Source organism: Streptomyces umbrinus (assembly GCF_030817415.1).
Lineage (GTDB): Bacteria > Actinomycetota > Actinomycetes > Streptomycetales > Streptomycetaceae > Streptomyces > Streptomyces umbrinus_A.
Window position 1 is genome coordinate 2,297,030 of record NZ_JAUSZI010000002.1, and the last position, 20,885, is coordinate 2,317,914.

General features: G+C 69.2%; 13 protein-coding genes and 1 pseudogene. 6 read left to right on the plus strand and 8 right to left on the minus strand.

The annotated features are described in order from the left end of the window. Positions 1–334 precede the first annotated feature (334 nt). Complete coding sequence (locus QF035_RS10790) at positions 335–1,945, plus strand: ABC-F family ATP-binding cassette domain-containing protein (RefSeq protein WP_307531039.1); 1,611 nt, start codon at positions 335–337, stop codon at positions 1,943–1,945. A gap of 69 nt (positions 1,946–2,014) precedes the next feature. On the opposite strand, the gene QF035_RS10795 is transcribed toward QF035_RS10790, so the two are convergent. Next, positions 2,015–2,899, minus strand: coding sequence for a LysR family transcriptional regulator (locus QF035_RS10795; RefSeq protein ID WP_307519873.1), 885 nt, complete (start codon positions 2,897–2,899; stop codon positions 2,015–2,017). Positions 2,900–3,101: 202 nt separating this feature from the next. Here QF035_RS10795 and QF035_RS10800 point away from each other — a divergent pair, with 202 nt between their 5' ends. Beyond that, positions 3,102–3,839 (plus strand): DUF6585 family protein, encoded by a 738-nt coding sequence (locus QF035_RS10800; RefSeq protein WP_307519875.1) that lies wholly within the window; start codon positions 3,102–3,104, stop codon positions 3,837–3,839. Between the two features lie 29 nt (positions 3,840–3,868). On the opposite strand, the gene QF035_RS10805 is transcribed toward QF035_RS10800, so the two are convergent. Then, positions 3,869–4,219 carry a PRC-barrel domain-containing protein gene (locus QF035_RS10805; RefSeq protein ID WP_307519877.1) on the minus strand — a complete coding sequence of 117 codons (351 nt, stop codon included), beginning with the start codon at positions 4,217–4,219 and terminating at the stop codon, positions 3,869–3,871. 238 nt (positions 4,220–4,457) lie between these two features. Between QF035_RS10805 and QF035_RS10810 the strand changes: the two genes are divergently transcribed. The 3 genes from QF035_RS10810 to QF035_RS10820 all read left to right on the plus strand — a co-directional run bounded on the left by QF035_RS10810 (position 4,458) and on the right by QF035_RS10820 (position 5,842). Further along, positions 4,458–4,874 (plus strand): hypothetical protein, encoded by a 417-nt coding sequence (locus QF035_RS10810; protein ID WP_307519879.1) that lies wholly within the window; start codon positions 4,458–4,460, stop codon positions 4,872–4,874. Positions 4,875–4,891: 17 nt separating this feature from the next. Continuing rightward, a complete protein-coding gene (locus QF035_RS10815) occupies positions 4,892–5,260 on the plus strand; it encodes a low affinity iron permease family protein (protein WP_307519880.1) in 369 nt (122 codons plus the stop codon). Between the two features lie 90 nt (positions 5,261–5,350). Next, entirely contained in the window at positions 5,351–5,842 is a 492-nt protein-coding gene (locus QF035_RS10820) for a nucleotidyltransferase domain-containing protein (RefSeq protein WP_307531041.1), read from the plus strand. A gap of 83 nt (positions 5,843–5,925) precedes the next feature. Here the strand turns inward: QF035_RS10820 and QF035_RS10825 are convergent, their stop codons facing one another. The 6 genes from QF035_RS10825 to QF035_RS10850 all read right to left on the minus strand — a co-directional run bounded on the left by QF035_RS10825 (position 5,926) and on the right by QF035_RS10850 (position 16,757). Then, positions 5,926–7,542 (minus strand): glycoside hydrolase family 13 protein, encoded by a 1,617-nt coding sequence (locus QF035_RS10825; RefSeq protein WP_307519882.1) that lies wholly within the window; start codon positions 7,540–7,542, stop codon positions 5,926–5,928. A gap of 169 nt (positions 7,543–7,711) precedes the next feature. Beyond that, a complete protein-coding gene (locus QF035_RS10830) occupies positions 7,712–8,587 on the minus strand; it encodes a carbohydrate ABC transporter permease (RefSeq protein ID WP_307519883.1) in 876 nt (291 codons plus the stop codon). 20 nt (positions 8,588–8,607) lie between these two features. Continuing rightward, positions 8,608–9,570, minus strand: coding sequence for a carbohydrate ABC transporter permease (locus QF035_RS10835; protein ID WP_307519884.1), 963 nt, complete (start codon positions 9,568–9,570; stop codon positions 8,608–8,610). Positions 9,571–9,715: 145 nt separating this feature from the next. Next, on the minus strand, positions 9,716–11,137 hold the full coding sequence (locus QF035_RS10840; protein ID WP_307519886.1) for an ABC transporter substrate-binding protein: 1,422 nt from the start codon (positions 11,135–11,137) through the stop codon (positions 9,716–9,718). Positions 11,138–11,359: 222 nt separating this feature from the next. After that, positions 11,360–12,370: a LacI family DNA-binding transcriptional regulator gene (locus tag QF035_RS10845; RefSeq protein WP_307519887.1), complete on the minus strand. Its 1,011-nt coding sequence runs from the start codon at positions 12,368–12,370 to the stop codon at positions 11,360–11,362. Positions 12,371–12,470: 100 nt separating this feature from the next. Next, complete coding sequence (locus QF035_RS10850) at positions 12,471–16,757, minus strand: discoidin domain-containing protein (protein WP_307519888.1); 4,287 nt, start codon at positions 16,755–16,757, stop codon at positions 12,471–12,473. A 510-nt stretch (positions 16,758–17,267) separates the two neighbouring features. On the opposite strand from QF035_RS10850, the pseudogene QF035_RS10855 reads away from it, so the two are divergent. After that, positions 17,268–20,718: pseudogene (locus QF035_RS10855) on the plus strand (CARDB domain-containing protein). Positions 20,719–20,885: the final 167 nt, after the last annotated feature.

Sequence of the window (20,885 nt, forward strand, 5' to 3'; positions counted from 1 at the left end):
CTCCCGCAGCGGGCTCCGACGGGCCACGGGGCACCTCAATCGCGCGCACGCGGGTGCGCTTCGATGCCGGGCATGGCAGCGCACACGGGCGCACCTCGACGCCGGGCGCTACAACCCTGAGGGCTTGACGAGACGGACCGTATCGTCTAGATTTTCATTCATCGGCTGGCATCCAGTGCTCCAACCACCGGCCGCACGACCCTGTTCACCGAGCAAAGGACCGCACTTGCACTGTGCTTCCGTCGACACCACCGTCACCGCTTCTCCTCTCACCGCGACTCTCGCCACGTCCCAGATCGCGCTCGCCGAGGTGACCAAGCGCTACGGCGACCGCATGGTGCTGGACCGGGTGTCCCTCACTGTCCGGCCGGGCGAAAGGGTCGGGATCGTCGGGGACAACGGCTCCGGGAAGTCCACGCTCCTGCGGCTGCTGGCAGGACAGGAACCGGTCGACAACGGCAGCCTGACCGTCGTCGCACCGGGCGGGATCGGCCACCTCCGCCAGACCCTCGATCTGCCCGCCTCCGCGCGCGTGGGCGATGCCGTGGATCACGTACTGGGTGAACTACGCGCCCTGGAGCGCCGTATTCGTGTCGCCGAGGCGGCACTGGGCGCGGCCGGCACCGCCGAGTTCGAGCACTACGCGGCGCTGGTGGCCGAGTTCGACGCGCGGGGCGGGCACGGAGCTGATCGCCGGGTCGAGGTGAGCCTGCGACGACTCGGCGAGCACGCGCCGCTGGACCGGGAGCGTGCGCTGAGCACCCTCTCCGGAGGGCAGCGCTCCCGGCTCGCGCTGGCCGCGACCCTGGCCCTGGCCCCCGAACTGCTGCTGCTCGACGAGCCGACCAACGATCTGGACGACGAAGCCGTGGCCTGGCTCGAAGGGCATCTGCACCGTCATCGGGGCACGGTCGTCGTGGCCACGCACGACCGGGCGTTCCTGGAACGCGTCACCGACACCATCCTGGAAGTGGACCCCGATCGGCGCACGGTACGGCGCTACGGCAACGGATATGCCGGCTTTCTCGCCGCCAAGGCGGCGGCCCGGGCCCGGTGGGCGTGGGATCACGAGCAGTGGCGCAACGAGGTCGCCCGACAGGAACACCTCGCCGACTCCGGCATCGGCATGCTGGCCGAGATCCCCCGCAAGTCGCCGCGGGCGTTCAGCGGCGCCGGCGCCTTCCGGGCACGCTCACGGACACACGGCTCCCAGAGCCGCATCCGCAACGCACGCGAGCGGTTGCAACGGCTGATCGAGCACCCCGTGCCGCCACCTCCGCAGCCACTGCGGTTCACCGGCCGCGTCGAAGGCACGCCGCCGACACCGACACCGACACCGACACCGACACCGACTGCCGAGGATCCACCAACGGCAGTGCACCTGGAAGGTGTCCTGGCCGAAAGGCGGTTGTACGTTCCGTCCCTGAAACTCGCCCCGGGTGACCGGCTCCTCGTCACCGGCCCCAACGGCGCCGGCAAAACCACCCTGCTCCAGTTGCTGGCAGGTGAACTGACGCCCGACGCCGGTATCGTGCGCCGACCGCGCCGGATCGGATTCCTGCGTCAGCAGAGCGCGCCCGACGACGCCTTCGACACCCGAACGCTGCTCGCGGCATTCGCAGCCGGCAGAGCGGGGCACCCCGACGAGCACGCCGAGGCACTCCTCGCGCTCGGCCTGTTCCACGCCGCCGACCTCGCAGTTCCCGTACGGAACCTGTCCGTCGGGCAGCGCCGCAAGCTCGAACTGGCCCGGCTCGTGACGGCCGGCCCACTCGATCTGCTCCTGCTCGACGAGCCGACGAACCACCTGGCCCCCACCCTCGTGGAAGAGATCGAGGCAGCCCTGGCCCGCTACACCGGCACGCTGGTCGTGGTGACGCACGACCGACTCCTGCGCGAACGCTTCCACGGGCCCCGCCTCGAACTACCCCTGCCCGCCGAGTAGACGCCGCGTTGGACCGCCGCGATGTCACGCCAGGACTGACGTCCAAGAACCGCCTGTCCCGGGAGTGGTTCAGTCGGCGGCGTCTCGCAGCAGATTCCTCAGTTTCAATGCCGCCGGGATGGGGTCGGCGGGCAGTGCAACCTGCACGGTCCGGCGCAGGGCCGGGTCGGTGAGGCGGCGCAGGACGAGTCCGTCGGGGACCGCCCGGGCGGCCAGCGAAGGGACCAGCGCCACTCCCAGCCCGGCTGCCGCGTAGCCGAACTTCCCGGTCCACTCCGCGATCCGGACGATCTTCCTTGGGGTGAAGCCCGCCCGCGCGCAGGCGTCGGCGAGCATGGTGGGGCGATCTCCGTACGCGCTGTGCAGCCATGCCTCGTCGCGCAGTTCACACAGGTCGACCGTCGCCGCTCCGGCCAGGCGATGCCCGCGCGGCAGAGCGACGAACAGTTCGTCCTGGCACAGCACGGTCGTCGTGACCCCGTCAGCCGGCGGCAGACCTGACGGGTAGTCGCTGACGACGGCCAGGTCCAGCGCCCCGTCCGCGAGGCGCTCCATCAGCGTGTCGGTCCAGCCCTCGACCGCGACGACCTCGACATCCGGCCGGGCTTCCTGGAGAGCCCGCAGGGCGGTGGGCACCAGCGAGATGTTGGCGGTGGCGAACGCGCCCAGGTGCAGCAGCCCGCCGTGCCCCGCATGCAGCACGGCCAGCTCCCGCTCCGCCCGCGACAGCCGGTCGAGCACCTCCATGGCGTGCCGGTGCAGCGTTCGGCCGGCGGGATTGAGGCGTACGCCCCGGGGCAGTCGCTCGAACAGCAGGCCGCCTGCCTGCTGTTCGAGCGCGGCGATGCGTCGGGACACCGCGGACTGTGTGTAGTTGAGCCGGACCGCCGCCTTCGTGAACGATCCGGTCTCGGCCACGGCCACGAGCAGCCGCAGCGCGTCGATCTCGAACATGCCCGTCCCGTCTCCAGGATCCTCCCGCGGTCATCACCATCTTCCCCCAACACATTCCTCAGGCGCATGGGTCCCATGCAATCCAGTCGCTGGTGGCATGCATTGCCCCGCCCTAACGTCGTTCTCGCCGCGGCGCCCCGGGGAATCGGACTCCGCGGCCCAGCTGCCCAACGTCCGTCACGCCCATCCGAAGCAGAGGCCGATGACCACACCGACGTCACCGCCGTCACCGCCGTCCGAGGTCGCCGCTCTGGCCGCCCGTCATCAACTCGGGCTGCTCGAGAGCGCGTTCGCTCCCAAGCGCCTCGGTATACCGATGGTCGTCCTCTACATCAATGTGCTCGTCACTTTCTCGGCGTTCTTCCTGGTGCCCGGTCTGCTCTATTTCTGGTGGCTGCGCCGCTTCCCGAACTTCAGCAGGAAACAGGCGGCCAAGCGCCTCTATCTCTTCGAGCACGGATTGATCGTGCAACCGCAGTTCGGAGAAGGCATGACCGCCTTTCGCTGGGACTCCGTCAAGCTCCGCCAGGACATCACGCAGTTGTTCGTCAACGGTGCCCCCACCCCCACCAAATACGTCTACTCCGTGACCGCCACGGGCTTCGGCGGCGCGGAGATCACGGAGTTCTACGAGAAGCCCGAGACCTGGGGCCCCTGCATGCAGGATGCCGTGCTGCGCGCCCAGGGGCAGAAGTCTCTGGACGCGATCCTGGAGGGCGGGGCAGTCGACTTCGGCGCCCTCTCACTCTCCCGCACAGGCATGGCCGCCACCGGGAAGGGCCGTCTCCCCTGGAGCGAGATCCAGGAGATCCTCGTGAGAGGAGGCAGCGTCCACGTCATGAGGTCCGGCGCGTCCGGTCCGTGGTCCACCGTCCCGGTCAGCGGCATCGCGAACCTCCACCTCCTGCTGGCCATCGCCGGAAACCTCTGCCGGCGATAGCCCGCGAAGGCCGTTCGGACAGCCAGGTGCTACGCCCGGTGACCGCCGTAGTAGCCGCCGAGCTCATCGCGGTAGCCCGCGTCCCCGGCATGCTTGTCCTTGTCGAACTCGGGAGCGTTCTTGATCTGCTCCTTGGTCCGGTCGACGTAGATCCTCTCTTCGGCCGTGTCGATGCCGCTGACGAGGCCGGCGGGGATCAGTACGTGCTTGCCGAAGATCCACACCCCGGTGTCGACCACGAGGTGGGACGCCCCGACGTCGTCGGAGTGCTTGTCGACCTTGCCGATGCTCCCGTCCGTCGCCTCGACCTTGTAACCGATCAGGCTGCTGCCGGCGGTGTAGCCGGTGGTGGGCAGATAGCCCCACATGTCCGCACTCACGAAAACAACTCCTTCATCAATTGCTTGACGGCCGAATAAATTGTCCCGACCGATATTCTCTTGAATTCCTCTCGCCTCGGGTGCCCATCGCCCTCGACGGTAATCATCAGAAAACCGCGTGCCTCAAATCCAACCCGTTGTGCGAGGTTTTTCAGACAGCCCAGGACCCTGCCGGTCACATACTGGCGTCGTGAACGGGCACACGTGTCTCACCCGAACCAGCAGAAAGGACCCTGTGGTGAGTGAACACGGCGCCGCCCCACCGGCGGTCGACGCGTATCTGGAGATACTGCTGCGGCTGATCGACGCGCAGCCCGAGGCCAGCCTGACGATCTGTCTGACGACGCCCGGCGGGATCGTCGCGGGCAGCCTGGTCGGGTCCCGCACGTGGGCCGACCGTTGGGAGACCGCGGTGTCGGCGGCCACCGGAGCGCAGGACCGCGCCGACCACATGGCGCATCTGGCGCACACCGTCCGGTCCGCCTTGAAACAGACGGAGCCGGATACCGGCGACGGACTGCACTCGTTCATCCACCTGGTCGACGTCACGTTCCTGTCCGTGCCGGGGACCACGACGGCTCCCCTGTGGCGCGGACGGCTCGGGGATGTGTCCGGCTGGTCCCTGGGCGCGCCCGCCGACCGGCCGGCCTCATGAGAACGGCCGGCGATCGCATGGCACCTCAGCACCCCGCACACCGTGACGGCGACCGACCGGGCCGGTTCACGCGGCTGGCGGAACACGCCTCGAACTTCACCAGCTCCCCCGGCTTCTTCGGCGTGTGCCTCGTTCTGGTCGCGGGCGCGATCACCGCGCACGCGCTGAAGCTGCCGACGCAGTGGCTGCTGGTGGTGGGCGAGGCGATGTCCGCCGTGTCACTGCTGCTCCTGGCCCTTCTGAAGAACTCCGAACGGCGCGCCGAGCACGCCATCCAGCGCAAACTCGACGCCATCGCCGCCGCATTGCTGGAGATCCGGCGGGAGGAACCGGGAGCCGCGAGCGAGGAACTCCGCAAGGCCATCAACATGGAGAGGCAGACCTGACCGTCCCCGGTGCGGCCCGGCCGATCCCGCCCGTCGCCACCACAAATCCGCTCGCCCGCCCGGTCGCTGAGCCGTTACCGTGCCCGCGTGATGACCGCCGCTGACGTACTGTCCGTTCTCGCCCTGTTGCGTGCCGCGGATGTCGAGGTCTGGGTGGGCGGCGGGTGGGGCATCGACATTCTGGTCGGGGAGCAGACGCGTCGGCACCGCGACCTGGACCTGATGCACCGGGAGGACCAGGAGCAGGCCGTCGTGGCGGCTCTCGCGGAGGCCGGGTTCGTCGAGACGCTCGACTGGCGTCCCGTGCGGTTCGTGGTCACGGACCCGCGCGGTCGCGAGATCGATCTGCACCCGTTGGTCTTCGCGGCGGACGGGTCCGCGGTGCAGGCGTCCCCCGACCCGCGCCGCCCGTTCGTCTATCCCGCCCCGTGCTTCGTCAGCGGCGCGATCCGGGGAACCGCCGTCCCTTGTCTCTCGGCCGAGCAGCAGGTCTACTTCCATCAGGGGTACGAACCGGCCGACCACGACCTCCATGACATGGCTCAGCTCCGACGGGTCTTCGGCGTCACCACCCACTTCTGACCGGGCGTCACAGGGCGTCCTTCTGACCGGGCGTCACTGGACGTCGGGAAAGCCCTGCATGGCGCCGGCCACCTTCCGGTGCCTCATGTGCGCAGCCACACCGCCGTGTCGGAGGGCAGCCTTCCGTCGGTGTCCAGTGGACCGCTGGCGAGCAGGATCTCCGTGTGGTCCGGCAGGGCGGCCGGGGTGTCGGCCAGGTTCGCGACGCAGATCAGGTCCGGGGAGCGGCGGAAGGTGAGTACGCCGTCGCAGGAGGGCAGCCATTGCAGCGGGCCGTCGCCCAGGGCCGGGTCGGCGCGGCGCAGGCCCAGTGCGGCGCGGTAGAGGTTGAGCATGGAGTCGGGGTCGTCGGCCTGGCGGTCGGCCGCGTAGGCGGGCCAGCCGTCGGGCTGTGGCAGCCAGGGTGCTGTGCGTGAGCCGAAACCGGCGTACGGAGCGTCGGCCGTCCACGGCAGCGGGACACGGCAGCCGTCGCGGCCCGGGTCGGTGCCGCCGGAGCGGAAGTGCATCGGGTCCTGGATGCGGTCCCGGGGGATCTCCGCTTCGGGCAGGCCCAGTTCCTCGCCCTGGTAGAGGTATACGGAGCCGGGCAGAGCGAGGGTGAGCAGGGCGGCGGCACGCGCCCGGCGGGTGCCGAGCCGCAGGTCTGCCGGGGTACCGAAGGCCTTGGTGGCGAAGTCGAAACCGGTGTCCTGCCGCCCGTATCGGGTGACCGTGCGGGTCACGTCGTGATTGCACAGCACCCAGGTGGCCGGCGCACCGACCGGGGCGTGTTCGGCGAGGGTGTCGTCGATGGCGGCGCGCAGCCGGGCCGCCTCCCACGGGCACGACAGGAAGGAGAAGTTGAACGCGGTGTGCAGTTCGTCGGGGCGCAGGTAGCGGGCGAACCGTTCGGAGTCCGGCAGCCACACCTCGCCGACGAAGACGCCGTCGTACTCGTCGGCGATCCGCCGCCAGGAGCGGTAGATCTCGTGCAGGTCGTCCCGGTCGATGTACGGGTGGGGGTCACGCCCCTCCACGAAGTCGGGCAGGTCGGGGTCCTTGGCGGGCAGCGCCGCGGAGTCGATACGTACGCCCGCCACCCCGCGCTCGAACCAGAACCGCAGCACCTCTTCGTGCTCCTCCCGCACCGCGGGATGGGCCCAGTTGAGATCCGGCTGCTCCGGCGTGAACAGGTGCAGGTACCACTCGCCGTCCTCGACCCTGGTCCAGGTGCGGCCGGAGAACTGTGACGGCCAGTCGTTGGGCGGGAGTTCGCCGTGTTCGCCGCGGCCGGGACGGAAGTGGAAGAGCTTGCGTTCGGGACTGCCCGGTCCGGCGGCGAGCGCGGCCCGGAACCAGGGGTGCTGGTCGGAGACGTGGTTGGGCACGATGTCGACGATGGTGCGGATGCCCAGCCCGCGGGCCTCGGTGATCAGTCGCTCGGCCTCGCCGAGGTCGCCGAAGGCGGGGTCGATGGTGCGGTAGTCGGCGACGTCGTAACCCCCGTCGGCGAGCGGGGACAGGTACCAGGGGGTGAACCAGATCGCGTCGACGCCCAGTTCGGCGAGGTAGGGCAATCTCGACCGTACGCCCGCGAGGTCCCCGGTGCCGTCGCCGTCGCCGTCGGCGAAGCTGCGCGGGTACACCTGGTAGATGGCGGCACCGCGCCACCAGTCGTCGGTGTGGCCGGGGGTCTTACCGGGCTGAGGGGCTGCCACGTGTCGGTCCTTTCGGGGCAGGGGTGGTTCTCCGCCACCGTCCCGGACAGCGAGGCGTCGGGAACGGGGCGGCGGCGGAGGATCGGTGGGGGCACCTGCGTGGTGTTCGCTGCGGGTGGTGCCCGGACTGCGGGTGACCGCGGGTGGTGCCCGTACGGCGTGTGCTCGGTCAGCCCTTGAGGCCGCCCGCCGTCAGTCCGCTCATGATGTTGCGCTGGAAGACGAGGAACAGGATCAGCGTGGGCAGGGACGCGATGGTCAGGGAGGCGATCAGCACGTTCTCGGGCACGCTGGTGGCGAGCGAGTAGATACCGACGGCGAGTGTCTGCTTCGACGGATCCGGCAGGACGAGCATCGGCCAGAGGAAGTCCTTCCAGACGCCGACGACGGCGAAGATGGACACCACACCGAGGATGGGCCGGGAGACCGGCAGGACGATGGACCACAGGACGCGCAGGGGGCCGGCGCCGTCCATCGACGCCGCGTCGAGCAGTTCCTTGGGTATCGAGTCGAAGAACCGCTTGAGCAGGAAGATGTTGAAGGCGTTGGTGACCGACGGAAGCCAGATCGCCCAGGGCGAGTTGAGCAGGTTGCGTTCGACGATCGGCACGTCCAGCGCGGTGAGGTACTGCGGTACGACGAGGACGGTCGCCGGGATCATGAGAGTGGCGAGCATCAGGCCCAGGATCATCTTGCCGAGTACGGGCCGCAGTTTGGACAGCGAGTAGGCCGCGGCGACGTCGAGCACCAGCTGGAAGGCGAGCGCGCCGAAGGCGTAGTAGAGGGTGTTCATCAGGAGTTTCGCCAGGTCCATGACCTCCCAGGCACGTTGGTAGTTCTCCGGGTGGACGGAGCCCGGCACCCAGGTGGGCGGGGTCTGGACGGCTTCCTGGGTGGTCTTGAGCCCGTTGGACACCATCCAGTACAGCGGGCCGAGGAAGGCCAACGTGAACAGGACGACGACGAGCGCGAAGCACACCCAGTACAGGGCCTTCCCACGAGGGCGGGCCAGTTGGGCGGGTGAGATGAGCGTGCGAGTGGACATGTCCGTGTCTCCCCCGGGTCCTAGTCCTGCTCGGCGCGGTTGAGCCTGGTGTACACGGCCGAGAAACCGGCCAGGAGTACGAGCAGGAGCAGGCCGAGTGCCGCCGCGGCGCCGTAGTTGTTGAAGTTGAAGGCGTACTGGTAGATCAGGTACACAACGGTGGTGGTGGACCCCTCGGGCCCGGCGCCGCCGGTGAGCAGGAACGGCTCGATGAAGACCTGCATGGTGGCGATGATCTGCATGAGGAGCATCAGCAGCAGGATGAGCCGGGTCTGCGGGACGGTGACGTGCCAGACCTTGCGGAGCAGTCCCGCGCCGTCGAGTTCGGCGGCCTCGTACAGTTCACCGGGCACGCCCTGGAGGGCCGCGAGGTAGATCAGTGTCGCGCCGCCCATGTTCATCCAGGTCGAGGCGACCACCACGGAGAGCATCGCGGTGTCGGGGTCCTGGAGCCATTGCTGGGCGGGGACGCCGAAGACTCCGAGCATCTCGTTGAACATGCCGTACCCGGGGTCGTACAGGTACTTGAAGAGCAGGACCGACGCGGTCGGCGGGAGCATCACCGGCAGGTAGACCAGCAGCCTCAAGTAGCCCTGGCCGTGCCGGAATTCATTGATGATCAGGGCGGTGACGAACGGTACGACGAAGCCGAGGATCAGCGCCAGCACGGTGAACCACAGGGTGTTGCGCCAGGCCTGGCCGAAGGCCGGGTCGTTCCAGACGGTGACGAAGTTGTCCCAGCCCACCCAGCTGACGTTGCCGTCCTCGGTCTTCTGGAAGGCGAGGAGGAACTCCCTGACGATCGGGTACCAGGAGAAGAAGGCGAAGCAGAGCACCGCGCCGATGAGGAAGCCGTGGGCGGTGATGTTGCGGCGCAGGTTCTTGCCGAACTCGCCGTCCGGGAGGTGCGGGGCACCGGCGCGGGGCCTGCGGGGGCGGCGGTCCTTGACCACCGGGTCCTTGGTGAGGATGGGGGCCGACATGATCGCTCCTTGACGTACTGCGGTGCCGCCGGACGGATCGGGTCCGGGCACATGCCGTGGGAGGTCGGGCGCTCGCCCGCGCCGCCGGTGAACGGCGGCGCGCGGGCGGGCCGGACGGTGGTGACACCGCCCGGCCGCCGCGTGGTCACTGGGTGGCGAGGACCTTGTTGACCTGGGACTCGGCGGTGGACAGGAGCTTGCCGATGTCGGCGTCCTTGTTGGTGAGGATGCCCGACATGACGTTGTCGAGGACCTTGTAGATCTCCTGGGCCTTGGGCGGTTCGGCCTTGCCCGGGACCGGGTTGTCGGTGAATGCCTTGAAGTTCTCCACCGGCATGGTGGCGAACTCCTTGCGGGCGGCGTCGTCCTTGGTCTTGGAGCCGTTCAGCCACAGGTTCGGCTGCGGGAGCCCCACGGGCAGGGCGTCGGCCTTGGACCGCTTCCAGTCGTACTGACCCTTGCCGACCGTGGTGAACTTGAAGTTCAGCCAGGCGATGGAGGCCTTGACCTTGTCGGCGGAAATCCCCTGCTTGATCATGTAGTTGTTGCCGCCGGCGAGGGTGTTCTCACCACCCGGGATGGGTCCCATGCCGAAGTTCTCGTACTTGGCGCCGAGTTGCTGGACCATGTACGTGACGTCGTCGGGCGCGGCGAGGAACATGCCCAGCTTGTCGGTGGCGATCTGCTTCTGCAGGTCGCCCCACTTCAGCAGCTGGGTCTTGCCCATGGAGTCGTCGTCCCAGCGCATGGCGTGGAGGTTCTCGGCGACCTGCTTGCCGGTCGCGTCGTTGAAGGCGGCCTTCTTGCCGCTCGCGTCGACGACGTCGCCCCCGAGGCTGTACATCTGCGCGGTGAAGTGCCAGCCGCCGGTGTTGGCCGCGCTGTACTCGCCGAATCCGGCGACACCGCCGCCGAGGTCCGCGATCTTCTTGGCCGCGGTGCGGACTTCCTCCCAGGTCTCCGGTGGGGTGTCCGGGTCGAGGCCGGCCTCGGTGAAGAGCTTGCGGTTGATGAGCAGGCCCATGCGGTAGTTGCTGGTGGGCAGGCCGTAGAGCTTCCCGTCCTTCTTCAGCGAGCTGAGGACGTCGGGGTCGATGTCCTTGAGCAGCGGGACGCTCTTGTCGTTGACGTACGCGGTGATGTCCTGGGCGCCGTCGTTGTCGAGGACCTGGGGCAGGTCGGTGAAGTACGTGTAGAAGACGTCGGGTTGGGACTTCGCCTTGAGCATCGCGGTGAAGCGCGGCGGTTCCAGACACTGGCCCGGCGTGGAGCGGCCCTTGATGCTGACGTTCGGGTACTTCTTGTTGAACTCCTTGACGTCCTCGTTCCACTGCCTGAGCTCGGCCGCCTTCGCCGCGGGGGGCATGCAGTCGATGGTGATGGACACCTTGGTCTTCGGGTCCAGCGGTGCGGCGGGGTCGGCTTTCGCACTGTTGCCGGAGCCGTTGTCGCCGTCGTCGTCGCTGCTGCTGCTCGTACCGCAGGCGGCGAGTGCGGTCAGCGTGAGCGCGGAGGCGAGGGTGACCGCGCCGGCGCGGCGGGTGCGGCGGAACCGAGCTCTTCTCATGGGTGGTCCCCTTCGGGCATGAACGTGGAAGGCGCCCTCATCGCCGGTGCGATGTGGGGCGCCGCACACTCAACCACCACGAACAACTGACCGCAATATCTCGCGCAGCCTTCGTAAATGTTTGACAGAAGGACGTATACGGTTGATCTCAAGGGGACGGTTGCGCGCAAGCCGAAGCGCGGTGAGGCCGGGTCCGGCCTCACCGCGCTTCGGTCGTACGGACTAGCCCCGAGGAGCCTGTGTCGTCGAGCCGCGGACCACCAGCTCCGGCTCGAACAGGAGCTCACCTGGCTGGACTTCACCACCCTGGATCTGGGTGCAGAGCAGGTCCACGGCGGCCCGCCCCATGGCCTCGATGGGCTGGCGCACGGTGGTCAGCGGGGGTTCGGTGCAGTTCATGAAGGCGGAGTCGTCGAAGCCGACGACGGAGACCTGCTCGGGTACCGCTAGGCCGCGCCGGCGGGCCGCGCGGATGGCGCCGAGGGCGAGCGGGTCGCTGGCGCAGATGATGCCGGTGACACCCCGGGCCAGCAGGCGGGTGGTCGCCGCCTGGCCGCCCTCCAGGGAGAACATCGACCGCTCCACGCACTCGTCGGGCAGGGACTTGCCGGCCGCCTCGGCGCCGGCCCGCGCGGCGGCCAGCTTGCGCCGGGAGGGGATGTGGTCGGCCGGGCCGAGGACCACGCCGATGCGCTCGTGCCCCAGCAGGGTGAGGTGCCGCCACGCCTGTTCGACCGCGACGGCGTCGTCGCAGGAGACACAGGGGAAGTCCAGCTCCTCGACCGGGGCGTTGATCAGCACGACCGGGATGCGCCGTTCGGCGAGCTGCCGGTAGTGGTCGTGCGGGGCGTCGGCCTGGGCGAACAGGCCGCCGGCGAAGACCACTCCGGACACGTGCTGCTGGAGCAGCAGGTCGACGTAGTCCGCCTCGGAGACTCCGCCCTTGGTCTGGGTGCACAGCACCGGGGTGAGTCCCTGCTGGGCGAGCGCACCGCCGATGACCTCGGCGAGCAGGGGGAAGATCGGGTTCTGCAGCTCGGGCAGGACCAGGCCGACCAGACGCGCCCGCTCGCCGCGCAGCTGGGTGGGACGCTCGTAGCCGAGGACGTCCAGCGCGGTGAGCACGGACTGCCTGGTGGTGTCCGAGACTCCGGGCTTGCCGTTGAGGACTCGGCTGACCGTGGCCTCGCTGACACCTACCTTCTTGGCTACCTGAGCAAGTCGTCGCGTCATGAGCGCAAGGCTAGCGCAAGCCGCGCAAACGGCTTGCGCCAGCCTTTGTGCCTCCGTTCAGTCTCCGTGAGGGACCGGTGGACGCCTTTCGGCGAACAGGTCAGGGGTTGATGCTGATCCTGAAGGTGGAGGTGGTGTTGCGGACGTCCACGGCGTTGCCGTTGAAGCGCAGGCCGTTGAAGGTGACCTCACCGACCGCCGGGCCCTGACCCGGTTCCGGCAGCTCGTTGGCCCACAGTCCGAACCCGGACTTCGCGTCGTAGGCGTCCCCGCTCTTGCGGGCGCCCGTCACCGAGATGTCGGTGAGGATCGTGTCCTTGATCGGGTTGATCGGCCGCCCGCCGGCGTCGTACTGGGTCTGGAACATGATCCCGCTGTAGGTCGGGTCCACGATGTCCACGTCGTTGACGCGGATGCCCTGGAACACCTTCGAGGCGGAGAACAGCCAGATTCCGGGGAAGGTCTGACTGCCCCAGAAATGGCCGCCTGAGCGGACCACCGAGACGTTCTCCACGGTCGTCGGCCCGGTGCCGAACCCGTTCATCGGATAGCCGAAGTCCAGCGAGCTGATCGTGATGCCCGAGTAGACCAGGGTGTCGGCGATGTGGATGTTGCGGAAGGTGTTGTCGTAGCCGCCGTAGACGGCGATGCCCGCGGCCCGCCAGGTGAGGATCGAGGTCAGGTTCTCGTAGAGGTTGTCCTTCATGTCGGCGCCGCCCGCGTCGATCGCGGAGAACAGCGCGAAGCTGTCGTCGCCGGAAGCCCGGGACTCGTTGTTGACCACGTGGTTGTCCGTCGAGCCGTTGGTCATGTTGACGGCGTCGGCGAACGTGTCGCGGATGCGCGAGTTGCTGATCGTCACCCGGTCCGTGTTGGCGCCCCAGTAGAGGCAGACCATGTGTTCGGTCCAGGTGTTGTCGATGACGATGTCCGACACGTTCGCGAAGTCGAACACCTTGCCGGGACCGTCGATGCGCGAGGTGTAGTTGCCGAAGTAGGCGAAGTTCCTGAAGGAGGACCCCTTCGCGGAGTTCTCGGCCCGGAAGCCGACGTCGGTGTTGTCCTGGCCCGACGGGGCGTGGAACCGCGTGTACCAGGGCCCGGCGCCGACCACCTGCACGGCCTTGCCGTACACCTGGAACTTGCCGGCCGTCTGGTATTCGCCCGGTGGGAGGTAGACGCCGGTGAGCCTGCCGGTGGTGTCCATGCGGACCCGGTCCAGGGCGTTCTGTACGTCCTGGTGGCCGAGGCCGGTCGGGACGGCGTACGCGGCCGGGTCCGGGTTGGCGACCGGCGCGACCTGTTCCAGGCTGACGAAGTCGATCGCGTACCGGGAGGTGTTGGCCGTGTCCTTCTGCAACCGGATCTTCGCACCCTCCGGAACGGTCTCGCCCAGCATCAGGTGCGCCTCGTCGTAGATGTGGCGCGGGGCTCCCGCGGACGGGGAGTTGCCCGGACCTGCCTCCGCCCCGTACAGCCAGGCGTACTTCGAGGTGAGCGGCAGCACCTTGCGGAAGGTGCCGTTGACGTAGACGTTGAGGGTGGCGTCGATGCCGCCGCCGCCAGCGGAGTCCGGGATGGAGAACCGGGTGACCAGTGTGTTGGTGGCCGCCTTGGTGGTGAACTCGACGTACTCACCGGTGCTGTTGAGGGTCACCGCCTTGCGGCCCGACGCCTCGCCCGCGAGGTCGCCGACGGTCCGGTTGGGCCCGACGGTCGCCGCTCCGCCGCCGGTTGCTCCGTCCTCCGCCTCGTACATGTCGTAGGGCATGTTCGCGCCGCGTCCGACGAACAGGGACTGGGTGGCGCTGTTGTTCTCCCGTTTGACCGGCAGTTCGTTGGCGTCGGCGGCGACGGTCGTACGTACCGTGTACGAGCCGTTGGCGGCGGTCCAGGTGCCCACCGTGACGGCGCCGGTGGTGGCACCGGCCGCGATCGTGCCGTCGTACGAGCCGGTCAGGGTCCGAACGGTGGCGCCCTTGGAGTCGACCAGCGTGACGGTGATGCCGTGCGCGGCGCCCGCCGAGCCGATGGTGCCCTGGTTGCGCAGGGCGACCTTGAAGGTGACGGTGTCGCCGTCCGCCGGGCCGGACGGTGAGGTGGTCAGTACCGGCACGAGGTCGGAGCTGCTGACCGGGCGTACGACGAGTGAACCGGGGCTGGTGTAGGTGTTGTTGGTCTCGTTCTGCTCGATGACCGCACCGGCGTCGTCGGCGACGGCACTGAGCTGGTAGGTGCCCGCGTCGCGTGCCCCGATGGAGGCGGTGACGGTGTGCTGCGCTCCGGCCGCGAGGGTGCCGACGGCGGCCGTGGCGACCTTGGTGCCGCCCAGGCGCAGTGCGACGGCGCTGGCCGGCGCGGCGACCTCGCCGCTGTTGCGAACGGTGGCGGTGAGGGTGATCTCGTCGGACTCGACCGGTGAGGCCGGCGAGGCGGTCAGCGCGGTGACCTCGAGATCCGGGTTGGGTGCGGCGGTACCGATCACCTGGAACTCGGCGATCTGCCCGGCCGGGGCGCCCGTGTTGGAGGTGAAGCGCAACTGCACGTCGGCCACCCGCGCGGTGACGGGCACGGTCACGCTGTTGCCGCTCGACGGGCTGAAGGCGTAGTCCTTCGCGGCGACCAGGCCGGAATAGCCGGTGGCGTCCTGCTCGCGGCCGAGGACCTGGATGTTCTGGGTCCGGGCGCCCCAGGCGCTGTCCGGGTTCAGCTTGAGGACGAGCGAGGAGACGTCGGCGTTGGCTCCGAGCTTCACGGTGAGGGTGGCGGGGTGGCCGGAGCCCTCCCAGTAGGTGGAGGTGCTGTTGTCGTTGGCGTTCTCGGCGACGAAGGTGTGCACGGTCGAGGATGCCGTGATCGGCCTGCCGACCGCGAGGTTGGAGCCGGGGCCCGAACTGCCGTTGCGCGTCACGGTGTTGCTGTCGCCGGACACGTTCCCGGCGGCGTCCTTGGCCCGCACGAAGTAGGAGACCGTGGCACTCGCGGAGCGGTTGTCGGTGTACGCGGTGACCGTACCGGCGACCGTGGTGAGCAGGCTGTTGTTGGCGTACACGTCGTAGCCGGTCACGCTGGTGTTGTCGCTGGAGGCGTTCCAGGCGAGCCGGATCTGCCCGGCGGCCGGTTCGGTGAGGGCCAGGTTCGCGGGTGCCGTGGGTGCCTGGGTGTCACCGCTCTCGCCGCGGCGGGTGACGGTGTTGCTGTCGCCGGACACGTTCCCGGCGGCGTCCCTGGCCCGCACGAAGTAGGAGACCGTGGCACTCGCGGGACGGTTGTCTGTGTACGCGGTGACCGTGCCCGCGACACTGGTGAGCAGCTCGTTGTTGGCGTACACGTCGTAGCCGGTGACACCGGTGTTGTCGTCGGACGCCTTCCAGGTCAGCCGGATCTGGCCGGTGGCGGGCTCGGTGTGGGCGAGGTCCGCGGGGGCGCTCGGCGCCTCGGTGTCGCCGCTCGCCGGGCCGTAGACCTCGAGTTCGGACAACTGGGCAGCGGGCTGACCGGTGTTGGCGGTGACCAGCACCCGCACGTACCGGGTGGTCGTCGGGTCGAAGGAGATCGTCACCGAGTTGCCGTCGCCCGGCGTGAAGGCGCAGGCCTTGGAGGCGGTCAGGTCGGAGAAGTCGGTGCCGTTGGCGCTGCCCTGGATCTTCAGGGTCTGACTGCGGGCTCCCCAGCCGTCGGGCAGGCGCAGCACCACCCGGTCGACGCGCAGGGAGGAGCCCAGGTCCGCCTGGATCCACTGCGGCAGGTCGTTGTTGCGGCTCTCCCAGTAGGTGGCCTTGTTGCCGTCGGCCGCGTTGGCCGGCACATAGGTCTCGTGGTGACTGGCGGCGGTGAGCGTGCGGCCGCGCGCCAGGTTCGCCGAGGAGTCACCGGACTCGCGGACCTCCAGCTCGGAGAGCTGCGCGGCCTGCCACCCGGTGTTGGCGGTGATGTGGATCCGTACGTACCGGGCCTGGGCGGCGGGGAAGGTCACCGTCACGGTGTTGGCGCTGCCGGGGCTGAAGGCGTAGGACGCGGAGGTCTTCAGGGTGGTGAAGCTCGTGCCGTCCGCGCTGCCCTGGACGGACAGGGTCTGATTGCGGCTCTCCCAGCCCGCCGGCAGCCTCAGCACCACCTCGTCCACGCGGGCGGTGGCACCCAGGTCCGTCTGGATCCACCGGGGGAGGCTGCTCCCGGCGCTCTGCCAGTACGTTCCCTGGTCGCCGTCGGTGATGTTGCCCGCGGCGTACTCGGCGTGGGCGCTGCCGGCGGTGGCGGGCCGTCCGGCGGCGAGGTTGGGCCCGGCGGCCGCCGCGGCGGCGGTCAGCGACGGCAGGCCCAGCAGGAGCAGAGCGGTCGTGAGGACGGCGGCAATCCCCCGCCATCCCCGGCGTTGCGGTCTCATGTGTCCCCGATCTCCGTCCCGAACCGGATGTGGGCGGCCCCGGGGCGGCTGTGTGGGTGGGTGTCCGTGGGGGTGGTGCGTCGCGCCTCAATGTGCAGTGGTGAACACTCCCTTTTGCGTCGATCGATCAGAGAGTTGCAGACGCTCGACGGTACGTCTATGGCGTGAGCATGCCCGAAATACACGCCTCCCGAGCCCTTTCGACCTGCTGCACCACCGGGCCAGCGACTTTCGCGCGGGCTGTCGGAAAAGCGCAAGCGAGCACGCAAGTCACGCAAGCCGCTTCCACGTCAACTACCGGTAATACCGGGACCGTTGACAAAGCGGAGACGGGCTAGAAACCTGTGGGCGTAGTTTCCGCAAAGAATCGACTGAGCAGCTCAATTTGCGCGCAAGGCCGGTGCATTCCTCAACGGACACTCCACTCCCCCTCTGAACTCCCCCGTGCCTGCCCCGGCGTGCCCGGCCCGTCTGTCGCGCTTCCGCCTCCCCCACGGAACAGAGGACCCCATGAGATGGAGACCCCTCGGCCGCCGGTCACTGACCGGCGCCGTCATAGCCGCGCTCATGACGACCGGGCTGATACCGCTGGCCGTCACGTCGAGCGCCCGGGCCGCCACCGCCCCGGTGGACAGCGACCGCGCGAAGGCGGCGGCCGTCGTCAACCTCGCGCTCGGACGTCCGGCCACCGCGGGCGGCTCGAACGGCCCCTACACCGCCGGGAACGTCACCGACGGCACCCAGGCCTCCTACTGGGAGGGGCCGGCCGGCTCCTTCCCGCAGTGGGTCCAGGTCGACCTCGGTGCGACCCGGACCGTCGACGAGGTGGTGCTCAAACTGCCCGCCGCCTGGGAGAGCCGTAACCAGACGCTGTCCCTGCAGGCCAGCACCGACGGCTCCACCTTCCGTACGCTCGAGGCCTCCACCGGCCGGGCGTTCAACCCCGCGCAGGCCAACACCGTCCCGGTCGGCCTCGCCTCCCCCGCCGAGGCGCGCTACGTCCGCGTGCACATCACCGGGAACACCGGCTGGAACGCCGCTCAGCTCTCCGAGCTGGAGGTGTACGGCGACGACGGCGGCACCACTCCCCCGCCGACCGGCACCAACCTGGCCCGCAACAAGCCCGTCGAGGCCACCTCCTCGGTGCACAACTTCGTCGCCGCGAACGCCACCGACGACTCCACGTCCACCTACTGGGAGGCGGCGGGGCCATCCCTCCGACCTCACCGTCAAGCTCGGGGCCGACGCCGACGTCGACGCCGTGGTGGTCAAGCTCAACCCGGACCAGGTGTGGGCGGCCAGGACCCAGAGCATCCAGGTGCTGGGCCGTGAGCACTCCGCGAGCGGCTTCACCTCGCTGCGCGACCGCGCCGACTACGCCTTCAGTCCCTCCCGGGACAACAACTCGGTGACCATCCCGGTCACCGGCCGCTGGTCCGACCTCCGGCTCCGATTCTTCTCCAACACCGGGGCACCGGGCGGCCAGGTCGCCGAGTTCCAGGTCGTCGGGACCGCCGCACCCGCACCCGACCTGACCGTCACCGGCCTGGTCTGGACACCTGCCGCCCCCTCCGAGCGGGACGCGGTGACCGTGAACGCCACGGTCCGCAACGCGGGCACGGCACGCTCGGCCGCCACGACCGCAGACGTCAGCCTGGAGGGAACGGTCGCCGGCAGCGGAACCGTACCCGCGCTCGACCCGGGCGCCTCCGCCACGGTGGCCGTCGCCGCGGGCACCCGTCCGGCCGGCAACTACGGCGTCTCCGCCGTGGTCGACCCGCGCAACACGGTCGCCGAACTCGACGACTCCAACAACAGCCGCACCGCCGCGAACCGGCTGGTCGTCGGCCAGGCACCCGGCCCCGACCTCGAAGTACGCGGCATCACCACCAACCCGGCCAACCCGGCCGTCGGTTCGTCCGTCTCCTTCACCGTCGCCGTGCACAACCGCGGCACCACCGCGGCGCCGGCCGGCTCCGTGACCAGGCTCCAGGTCGGCTCCACCACGCTCAACGGCACGACCGGCCAGATCGCATCCGGCGCCACGGCGAACGTGGCGATCAGCGGAACGTGGACGGCGACCAGCGGCGGAGCCACCCTCACGGCCACCGCCGACGCCACCGGGATCGTCGACGAGACCAACGAGAACAACAACGTGCTCGCCAGGTCCCTCGTCGTCGGCCGTGGCGCCGCCGTCCCGTACACCGAACTGGAGGCGGAGGACGGCCGCTACGAGGGCACCCTGCTCACCGCCGACGCCAAGCGGACCTTCGGACACACCAACTTCGCCACCGAGTCCTCGGGCCGCAAGTCGGTCAGGCTCAACTCCACCGGCCAGTTCGTCGAGTTCACCTCGACGGCTCCCTCCAACTCGATCGTGGTGCGCAACTCCATCCCGGACGCCTCGGGCGGCGGCGGCGCACAGGCCACGATCAGCCTGTACGCCAACGGCACCTTCGTACAGAAGCTCAACCTGTCGTCGAAGCACAGCTGGCTGTACGGGACCACCGACGACCCCGAGGGTCTGACCAACACGCCGGGCAGCGACGCCCGTCGGCTGTTCGACGAGTCGCACGCGCTGCTGTCGCAGAGCTACCCGGTGGGCACCAAGTTCCGCCTCCAGCGGGACGCGGGCGACACGGCCGCGTTCTACGTCATCGACCTCGTCGACCTCGAACAGGTCGCGCCCGCGGCCGCCAAGCCGGCCAACTGCACCTCGATCACAGAGTACGGGGCCGTCCCGGGCGACGGGCTCGACGACACCGACGCCATCCAGCGGGCGGTCACCGCCGACCAGAACGGCCAGATCTCCTGCGTGTGGATCCCGGCCGGGCAGTGGCGCCAGGAACAGAAGATCCTCACCGACGACCCGCTGAACCGGGGCCAGTACAACCAGGTCGGCATCCGGGACGTCACCATCCGCGGCGCGGGCATGTGGCACTCCCAGCTCTACACGCTCACCCCGCCCCACCAGGCCGGCGGCATCAACCACCCGCACGAGGGCAACTTCGGCTTCGACATCGACCACAACACCCAGATCTCCGACATCGCCATCTTCGGCTCGGGCACCATCCGCGGCGGCGACGGCAACCACGAGGGCGGCGTGGGACTCAACGGCCGCTTCGGCAAGGGCACGAAGATCACCAACGTGTGGATCGAGCACGCCAACGTCGGCGTGTGGGCCGGCCGCGACTACTCCAACATTCCCGAACTGTGGGGCCCCGGCGACGAGTTGGAGTTCTCGGGAGTACGCATCCGCAACACCTACGCCGACGGCATCAACTTCGCCAACGGCACCCGCAACTCCACCGTCTACAACTCGTCCTTCCGCAACACCGGCGACGACGCGCTCGCCGTGTGGGCCAGCAAGTACGTGAAGGACACCTCGGTGGACGTCGGCCACGACAACCACTTCCGCAACAACACGATCCAGCTGCCGTGGCGGGCCAACGGCATCGCGGTGTACGGCGGTTACGGCAACACCATCGAGAACAACGTCATCGCCGACACGATGAACTACCCCGGCATCATGCTCGCCACCGACCACGACCCGCTCCCGTTCTCCGGGCAGACCCTCATCGCGGGCAACGCCCTGCACCGGACGGGCGGCGCGTTCTGGAACGAGGACCAGGAGTTCGGCGCCATCACCCTCTTCGCCCAGGGCCAGGACATCCCTGGCGTGACCATCCGTGACACCGAGATCTTCGACTCGACGTACGACGGCATCCAGTTCAAGACGGGTGGCGGCGCGATGCCGGCCGTGAAGATCACCGACGTCAAGATTGACGGGTCCAACAACGGGTCCGGCATCCTCGCGATGAGCGGGGCCCGCGGCAGCGCCACCCTGACGAACGTCACGATCACGAACTCGGCCGAAGGGAGCGTACTGATCGAGCCGGGCTCGCAGTTCACCATCACCGGCACGCCCAACGGGGCGTCCGCCGCCCGTATGAACCGCTGAGTCAGGGGTCTCCGGCCACCGGCGACGGGCGCCGGAGCCCCGTCGGCACACCTGTCCCGACCATCGACCCAGGACGCCGGTGCCTCGCACTCCCCTCGGAGGGCGGGGCACCGGCCGCACTCCCCAAGGACTCCGAGACCGGAAGCGCGCAGGCTCCCTTCCTCCGA